Here is an 8,787-nt window from a genome sequence, read left to right on the forward strand (position 1 = left end):
CCCTTAAAACCGAACTCCATCCATGAAAGCTCTCATCCTCTCTGGCGGCAAAGGCACCCGATTACGACCCATCACCTACACCGGGGCAAAACAACTGGTTCCTGTGGCAAATAAGCCCGTCCTGTGGTACGGAATTGAAGCCATTGTCCGAGCCGGAATTACCGATTTGGGTCTGATTATCAGCCCAGAAACTGGGGAAGAGGTCAAAACTAAAACTGGAGATGGGAGTCAATTTGGGGCGAAGATTACTTACATTTTGCAGGAACACCCCCTCGGTTTAGCTCATGCCGTCCAAGTCGCTCAACCTTTCCTAGGCAATGACCCCTTTTTGATGTACTTGGGGGATAACCTGATTGAAGAGGATTTAGGAAAGTTTGTAGACCAATTTACCCAACAGAATTTAGACGCTTTAGTGCTACTTCGCCAAGTCCCAGATCCGAGAGCCTTTGGAGTGGCAAAATTAGACCCAGCAGGGAATCTGTTAGGAGTAGTCGAAAAGCCAGAAATTCCCCCCTCTAACTTGGCACTGGTGGGAATTTTCTTTTTCACAGCAGTAGTGCATGAGGCGATCGCAAAAATCAACCCCAGCCAACGCGGTGAACTCGAAATCACCGACGCCATCCAAACCCTCATCAACCAACAATACACCGTCCAAGCACGAGAACTACAAGGCTGGTGGTTAGACACCGGAGGCAAAGACGACCTCCTAGAAGCCAATCGCATCATCCTCGATAGCTACCTCACCACCCACATAGAAGGTCAACTCGATGACCAATCCCGCATCATGGGACGAGTGCAAATCGGCAAAGGCACCACCCTGATTCACTGTACCGTGCGCGGCCCCGCCATCATTGGTCAAAACTGCCACCTCGAAAACTGTTTTGTCGGTCCCCATAGCAGTATTGGCAATAATGTCACCCTCATTGACACCGACATTGACCACAGCATGATCCTAGAAGGAGCGCAAATTACCAACATCCACCAGCGCATCATCGATAGCGTCATTGGACAACGCGCTCAACTCACCATCACCCCCCGACGACCCAAAGCACTGCGATTTTTAATCGGAGACGACTGTCGAGTAGAATTAACCCCCTAAAGCAAATCCCCCTCCACCACAATCTCCTGATAACTCCCCACCTTGAGAATACGACCCTTATCCATCATATAAACGCGATCGCAATGTTCCACCGTCGTCAAACGGTGAGCAATAATAATCATCGTCTTACTGCCACTCAGAGAACGAATCGACTCCGTAACCAACCCCTCCGTCTCATTATCCAACGCCGCCGTCGCCTCATCCAACACCAAAATATCGCGCTCATGATATAACGCCCGCGCAATCCCAATCCGTTGCCGTTGTCCCCCCGACAAACGCACCCCCCGCTCCCCCACCATCGTTTTTACCCCATCCGGCAAATCCGCCATTAACTCATCCAATTGAGCCGAATGAATCGCCCGTTTTAAACGCTCCGAGTCAATCTCTTCTTCCCTCACCCCAAAAGCAATATTTTTCTCAATCGTATCATCCATCAAAAAAATTGATTGAGGAATATAACCAATTAAATTCTGCCAATCCCGCAAATTTTTATAAATTGATTGACCATCGACTTGAATATCCCCTGAACTGGGAATTAACAACCCTAAAATAACATCGACCAAGGTTGTTTTACCCGCCCCAGACTTGCCAATTAAAGCAATAGACTCTCCCCGTTCAATCGACAAAGAAACCTTATCTAAAGCCAATCCAGCCGAATTAGGATAAGCATAAGCAACCTGATCCAAAACAATCGACTTCTGGAAACTCAAAACTGGAGGAGAGGAATTCGTTAAATTCCTCCCAAAAGAACGAGCAGAGGATAAAACAATCGGATTCTGCTCAGAAACAGTATTTAAGGTTTCCAATTGCTTCAAATCCCCATAAAGGCGTTCCAAAGTATAACTTTGACTGCGTAACTTATATAACCCCGAAGTCACTTGAGTCAGAGAAGGAACAAGACGAAGAGAAGCTAAAGCAAAAACCCCTAAAACCGCAATTAAATCCGTAATATCTTGATAAATAATTAACACAACAGATGTTGCCCCAATCAACAGAATAACTAAGACTGTTTCCATAATTAATCGAGGTAAAAGAATAACACTAAAGACCCAACTAGAAGCCCGCTCGTAGATATCCGCTTCCTCAGAAATTTGTTGCTCAAAATAATTCGAGCAGCCAATAACTTTAGACTCCTTAATACCTCCCAAACTATGATTAATCACTCGCACCATTTGTTCATTAGAACGAGTAGCTTTTTTACCCCAATAACGAATTTTTTTACGGACAAAAACTAATAAAATAACTAACGGTAAGCAGATCAAAAGAATAGCTAAAACTGTCACCAAACTATTAAAACATAACAAAATTGTAATAGCGACTGCAATCATTAAACTCGAAGAAGTATTGAGTAACTCAATCACAATATCTATGGCAAAAAACCTTGTATATTCCGTAATTTGCTGAATTAACTCAGCACTATTACGAGTCAAATGGAAATAATAAGGAGCCGCTAGATACTGGGAAATCAACTTACGACAAAGCTCCCCTCGTACCCAAAACCCGAACTGGAGAATATAAACCCGAATACGCCAAGCTAAAACGGACTTAACAATAAAAACCCCAATAATAATAAAACCAATTGTCGCGACAAATAAGCCTTTAGACTGAAAGGAAAAATACTGATAGAGTTGTTGAGAAATAGTGTTCGTCTCAATCAAGTCTGGTTCAGTGGCTAAACTGAGAAACGGAGCAATTAAACCTAGACCAAAAACCTCAAGACAAGAGAGGAAAAGAAACAGTAAAAAAATCCAAATTAATCGAGTTTTCCGTGACGGAATAATATAGAAAACTTTACTTAAATAATTCAACATGAGGAAACGAAATTATGAATGACGCACCCAGTCATCATATCAAATCCGAGTGAAATCCCACGATTATTGCTAGAGTACCATTTATCTCGACCCTAACCCTAGCAGGTAGAACCTGAGCATTCTTACAAATATTCAAGCGTTTTTCAAGAGAAACTCGCTTCCAGTTTCATAGGTTTCTAAAACTCGATCTAATTGGGTGAGTTCAAAAATCATGCGAATAGAAGCAGAAACTGAACAACACACTAAACGCTGTCCTAATCCCCTAGCAAACTTGACAATAGAGACTAAAACCATCAGTCCATCCCGATCTAACGATTGAAGCTCAGAAAAATCTAAGAGGAGAATTGAGGTATTAGAACCAACTAGAGTATGGTCTAACAGATGACGTTGCACTTCAAAAGCATGGTTAGAATTCAGAGAGCCTTTGAGTTGTACAACCGTTAATTTTGAATCATCAGGAAGCATTTGTTTAATCATCTTTTTATAAAACCTTAGCGATATTAAATAATTACAAGGGAATACTGACAAGTCAACCTGTTGAAAAACAGATTAGGGAGCAAACAATCAAACTGCAACAACAACCGGGCAGTCATCGAGTGGAGTCGAGATGAGACTCTAAAACCCTAGCAAGCGCCAATCCGAGCAAAAACTACATGAACGGTTTTGGCAATAATAATCAGGTCATAGAAGGGATACCAAGCATTTTGATAGCGCAAATCTAAAGCCACCACTTCCTCAAAGTCCTTGATGCTCGAACGTCCATTGACTTGCCATTCCCCAGTCAAACCGGGTTTAACATTCAGACGTTGCCAGTGATGAGCGCTATAGCGAGAGACTTCATCTTCCGTCGGGGGACGAGTTCCCACTAAGCTCATATCTCCCCGTAAAACATTCCAGAATTGGGGAAATTCATCCAGACTAGAAGCGCGCAAAAGACGACCCACACGGGTAATCCGGGGATCTGCTTCATTTTTGAAGATTAGACCTTGAGCTTGGTTATTGACTTGTTCTTTAAGACGATCTGCGTCTACAACCATTGACCGAAACTTCCAAATGGTAAAGGGTTTACCATGTAGTCCATAACGCTTCTGACGGTACAGTACCGGACCGGGGGAATCTATTTGGATAGCCAGGGCAATGGGAATAAAAATCACCGCTAAAATCACCAAACCCACCAAACTGCCTAAAATATCCAAGAAGCGCTTAAAGAGAGAATTAGTTGAAGGATGGAAGGTGGCACCGGGGAAGTAAATCCCTTGGCTGATGTCTTGAAACAGTGCTGAGTTAGACAAGTTCATAATTGACTGCACTCCAAATGAAGGAAAAAGTTGGGTGAAATTAAACGGTGACAGGGATAGATTCAGGAACGAGATAATTTAAGAAGAAATGTAGGGTTTCGGGTTTAAGCCAACCTTTCTGAACGGCCATTTCACCAAAACGTTCACCCCGTTGAGATTGTTCCTGTAAGATCACTTGTATCTGTTCACTATCTAATAAGGCAGCTGATTTCAAGTAATACCCTAAAGGCTGTTTACGAGGAGCAATCACCACTTTAGGTAACTGTTCAACAAAAAAATCTACAGTTTCCGGTCGTAACCACCCCTGCTGTACCAACAATTCTCCGAAGCGGAGATGACGATGTTGAGCTTGTAAATGGCAAATGCGGGTAATTTGCTCTTCGGATAATAAACCCGCTTGATAGAGCAGTTGACCAATGGGTATGGAGGTTTGAGACAGTAAGGAATCCACGGCTGAGAAACCGAAGGGTTCGGCAGCCGGGCGATTTTCTAAGCATAATTGCTTAGCGGCTAACCAAAGAAAGGGCGGAATGGTTTCTGTGTAGCGCTTCCAGAGGCGTTGAGGTTCTTGGACTAAGCGATAGAGCCATTCCAAACCCATTTGGCGCATTTGTTCAGGAGCGTGTTTGAGTAAACCCGCATAAACGGGAAAAACACCGCCTAAGCCCACCATAACAGCTTGGATTTTCCCTTTATGTTGTGCTATCCAACGTTCTTGTTTAGGACATCCCAAGGAGACAAATACTAAGCCAGCACCACTTTGATTAATCTTGGCAATTAGGGCAGAATCTTCGGCTGGAGTTATCGGACGGAAGGGTAAGGGTTCCATCCCGGCAATTTCTAGCTGGGGAAATTGTTGTTGGAGCTTCTCCCGCATCTGAGCTAAGATTTCCGGGTGTGACCCAACAAAATAAACACTGACACCACAATATTGGGCCAGTGTACAGGATTTAAGCAGAATATCCATCCCAGCTACTCGGTCTTGGGTGGTTGCTCCGAGCAACCGTAACATCCAAACAAGGGGCATTCCATCGGGTGTTACAAGGTCTGAATCGTTGAGAATTTGGGCAAAGTCAGGATGCCAGTGTGCTTCCATTAACATATGAACATTGGCAACACAGACGGATTTACTCATATGTTGCTGGGCCCAAGCCAGCATGGTTTGAACTTGTTCTTCTAAACGTAACGCGGTGACCGATGAACTAATGAGCCGTTTGGAAGGAATTAGAGGAAAGTCACCCAACCCAAATCGGGGGACTGTTTCACTTATTGGTTGTGCCATAATTAAACCCCGTCATCTTTAAAGTTGACGCTCTCAGGTCTAAAGACGCTGAGATTCTTGAATAGCCCAAAGATTGAGCTTCAAAGGCGTAGTCAAAACACCTCTACTGATTCCACTCAGGTTAAGCCCAAGTGTTACCGCTACCTTTCTTAGGATATTGGAAGCACCATTACAATCAGCAACGTACAATAGCCAATAACGGCGAAAAACCAAGAAATTAAGAAGCCTTACTTACGCTGTTATACTTAAAGTTAGGCGGAAGGTCAAGACAATCTAGTTATTTTCACGGAGAACTGGGGGAGCGGTCAAGTGAAGAGAATCTTTAAATCGGAGATGGACTGAGGGACTAACTTTACAGAATCTTTATAATTGAGCCGGATTCTACTCCCAACTTTACAGAAGCTTAATATTTATGGGCAAAAGATTCTCACTTCTTTAAGAAGAAGAGCTTGGACTTTATGGAAGCTTCAAATTTCTGGGGAAAAAGTTTCAGGAAAATTTAACATTAATCCGGCTAAATATTTATAAAACTTCATATTTCCGGGAAAATACTCAGAATAAAGCTCTCCCAACCTAGCAAGCCGAGGTGGGGGAATGCGTCGCTAACCCCGTTCAAATCTTTGGCGGCGATTCCCCGGAGGAGTGAACTCTCAGTTATGGTCGCAGCACCCTCGCTACTGTTTTTGGGTGGGGAGCTAATTCTTGGGTAGGCCACGGAGTGAGGTTGGACTCGGCAGGAGTATAACGAGCATAATCACTGGGGGTACGACTCGGTAAGGTTTTAGAGCGATTGGCAATGATACCCAGTAGGGGATTGCTAGAAACTCGTAGGTCGTAGAGGGCTTGTTCTAGGACAGAGCGTTTAATCTGACCTAAACCAGCGACGAGTATCACACCGTCGGTGTGGGTGGCGATTAAATGACTATCGGCTAATCCGAGAACGGGGGGAGCATCGTAGATCACTAAATCAAAGGCTTCGGAGAGTTTGTGCATTAAGTTCTCCATTTTTTGGGAGGCGATTAAGCGAATGGGGTCGGGGGGCATGGATCCTGTGGTTAAAATGGAAAGGTTTTCTTCAAGTGGCGATCGCTGAATGGCGGAATTAACGTCCAATTCCCCTGCTAAAACATTGGTTAACCCATAAGCATTAATCAATCCTAAATGGGTATGAACCCGAGGACGGCGCAAGTCAGTATCCACTAATAATACCCGTTGATCCATGGCCGCGGCGGCGATCGCCAAATGAACTGCCACTGTGGATTTTCCCTCCTCCGGTTCAGAAGAAGTAATCACAAAAGACCTCAACCAATGATCCGGTGAAAGGAGACGAATATTTGTACAAAGAGAACGAAACGCCTCAGCAAACATCAAAGACTCATACCGCCGATTAGACCCCACCCCATCCCCTAGGGATGGACGCGAGACAAAAGGAATCGGTGGCAAAACCCCCTGTAACCACATCCACGCCTCCCAAAACGGCTGAACCGGCGAAACTGATTCCTCTAACCCCCCTTCTAAACTCATCTGGGGAGAACGAGTCGGAGTAAAACTCCCCTCAGCCGGAACAAGAGTAATCTCCTTCTGCCAAGGAATCACCCCCAAAAGAGGTAATTGGCTTGCTTTTTTTATCTCTTGATAACTATATAGAGTATCATTTAACTTATCTAACGCCAAAGCCACACCACAACCGAGCATTAAACCAACAATTGCCCCCAGCGCCCCATTTTTCTTGGCAGATGAGCGAGATGGTTTAGGTTCCCCAGCCGGAGAAAGGAGTCGCCAAGGTCTTTCCCGTTGAGCAGCATCAATGCGCAACGCCTCGCGCTTCGAGAGAAACTGATTTAAATTATCCGTGGCAATCTGTAACTCCCGTTGAATATCCGTATATTCACGAGTAATAATCGATAACTGCTTAATTTGTTCAGACAATCGATTAGCCGAGAGATTGAGAGCATTATTCCGTTTTTCCAACTCCCGAATGAGCGCTAACATCTCCGCCTGCACCCGTTCAGCTTCTCGATAGAGCAAAGGAATTAAACTCGCCCGTTGTTCCTGCAAGAGGCGAATCTCGGGGCTATTTTCCAGATATAAAACCGACTGTTGAGCGATTTCATTATCAATCTGTTGGAGTTGGCCTAATAAACCCTGATAACGGGGATTATCTCTTAAAACAGAAGCCGCCGCCTGTTCAGGGGATTTCGTCACCAACTCATGGGTTAAATCCTCATACAAAGCCCGTAACTCATCAAGTTGTACCTGAGTATTTAACTGCTGTTGTTCGACCGCACTAATTTGGGTAGAAAGCTGTTGTCCCGTCATTTCAGGATTGACCAAATTATTTGCCTGACGAATTTTTTGTAAACGCTCCTGTTGAGAATCGACTCGTTGACGCAGATGAGGAAGTTGGTCTTCAACAAAGTTAATCCCTTGACGAATATCACTTTGACGTTCATCTAAGCTATGCTGAAGATACGCTTCCGACACTCGTTGTAAAACATCTTCAACTAACTGAGGATTGGAACTGGTATACCCAACACTTAAAACATCCTTCACATCATTACGAATCACTAACCCAGCATTCAAAATTCCATAGTGAAAACCGGGATATTTTAGGGAGAGGTCTTCAGCAATGGGTCCTAATAAATCTGGACTCCGCAAGAGTTTAAGCCGAACATCATCTACCTGAACAGCTACAATCTCCTCCCGACTACTTAACGCTTCAGGACTCACCGAGGAAATAATCTTGGTTTCCAACGTAACCGGTTGAGTCAGGAGTTCAAAACTCGCTTGATAGACCGTCGGTTGATTTCTTGCCCTTAAATAGCCCAAACTGGCCATCACAAGGGTTAAACCAATAATCAGAAGCACTTGACGACTTAAAGCATCTACCAGTTGCCCTAACTGCATCCCCCCCTCGTCATCAGTAGGATAAGGGACAGAGGGTTGAACATGAGAAGAAGATGGGGAAGAGTTTTCGGTCTGCATAATTGACTTAAATTGACACTCCTGAGCCTAAAGGCATGAGGATTCTTAGATCAATATTCGGTTCATGTTAACACACCTCATCCAGAGGGGAATTGATTTGTTACAAACAAATTTACAAATTATAATCGCAACAAATCAATGGACTGAAATTGATGGGACTGAAATTGATGTAGTTTGGCGTAAACCCAGAAGTGTTGAATGTTAGAAAAAAAATTGACAAAAAGCTCCTACTTCGGTAAAATAGGAGCTTGTTTTTTAAAAAAAATCAATAATTTGATTCTATCCAACTTCCCTCAAATTGTCAAAAAATGC

Annotated in this window: 6 protein-coding genes; 1 reads left to right on the forward strand and 5 read right to left on the reverse strand. The window is 43.9% G+C overall.

Annotation, left to right across the window (positions count from 1 at the left end; translation table 11 throughout):
- The first annotated feature begins 22 nt into the window (after positions 1 to 22).
- A complete protein-coding gene (locus K4A83_RS13710; protein ID WP_265265168.1) occupies positions 23 to 1,099 on the forward strand; it encodes a glucose-1-phosphate thymidylyltransferase in 1,077 nt (358 codons plus the stop codon).
- On the opposite strand, the gene K4A83_RS13715 is transcribed toward K4A83_RS13710, so the two are convergent.
- The 5 genes from K4A83_RS13715 to K4A83_RS13735 all read right to left on the reverse strand — a co-directional run bounded on the left by K4A83_RS13715 (position 1,096) and on the right by K4A83_RS13735 (position 8,475).
- Entirely contained in the window at positions 1,096 to 2,910 is a 1,815-nt protein-coding gene (locus K4A83_RS13715) for an ABC transporter ATP-binding protein (RefSeq protein ID WP_265265169.1), read from the reverse strand. The genes K4A83_RS13710 and K4A83_RS13715 overlap by 4 nt on opposite strands.
- A 132-nt stretch (positions 2,911 to 3,042) precedes the next feature.
- Positions 3,043 to 3,387, reverse strand: coding sequence for an STAS domain-containing protein (locus K4A83_RS13720; RefSeq protein ID WP_265265170.1), 345 nt, complete (start codon positions 3,385 to 3,387; stop codon positions 3,043 to 3,045).
- Positions 3,388 to 3,533: 146 nt separating this feature from the next.
- The gene (locus tag K4A83_RS13725; protein ID WP_265265171.1) at positions 3,534 to 4,208 is read right to left on the reverse strand and encodes a sugar transferase; all 675 of its coding nucleotides are present in this window, start codon (positions 4,206 to 4,208) and stop codon (positions 3,534 to 3,536) included.
- A 40-nt stretch (positions 4,209 to 4,248) separates the two neighbouring features.
- Positions 4,249 to 5,490: a WecB/TagA/CpsF family glycosyltransferase gene (locus tag K4A83_RS13730; RefSeq protein WP_265265172.1), complete on the reverse strand. Its 1,242-nt coding sequence runs from the start codon at positions 5,488 to 5,490 to the stop codon at positions 4,249 to 4,251.
- Between the two features lie 654 nt (positions 5,491 to 6,144).
- Positions 6,145 to 8,475, reverse strand: a complete 2,331-nt coding sequence (locus tag K4A83_RS13735) for a GumC family protein (protein WP_265265173.1) — start codon at positions 8,473 to 8,475, stop codon at positions 6,145 to 6,147.
- Positions 8,476 to 8,787: the final 312 nt, after the last annotated feature.

It is taken from the genome of Spirulina subsalsa FACHB-351 (genome assembly GCF_026130165.1).
GTDB classification, from domain to species: Bacteria; Cyanobacteriota; Cyanobacteriia; order Cyanobacteriales; family Spirulinaceae; genus Spirulina_A; species Spirulina_A subsalsa_A.

Bases quoted from the DNA above. Each gene is read 5' to 3' on its own strand.
- K4A83_RS13710 (WP_265265168.1), top strand. From the start codon at position 23: ATGAAAGCTCTCATCCTCTCTGGCGGCAAAGGCACCCGATTACGACCC.
- K4A83_RS13720 (WP_265265170.1), bottom strand. From the start codon at position 3,387: ATGATTAAACAAATGCTTCCTGATGATTCAAAATTAACGGTTGTACAA.
- K4A83_RS13730 (WP_265265172.1), bottom strand. From the start codon at position 5,490: ATGGCACAACCAATAAGTGAAACAGTCCCCCGATTTGGGTTGGGTGAC.
- K4A83_RS13715 (WP_265265169.1), bottom strand. From the start codon at position 2,910: ATGTTGAATTATTTAAGTAAAGTTTTCTATATTATTCCGTCACGGAAA.
- K4A83_RS13735 (WP_265265173.1), bottom strand. From the start codon at position 8,475: ATGCAGACCGAAAACTCTTCCCCATCTTCTTCTCATGTTCAACCCTCT.
- K4A83_RS13725 (WP_265265171.1), bottom strand. From the start codon at position 4,208: ATGAACTTGTCTAACTCAGCACTGTTTCAAGACATCAGCCAAGGGATT.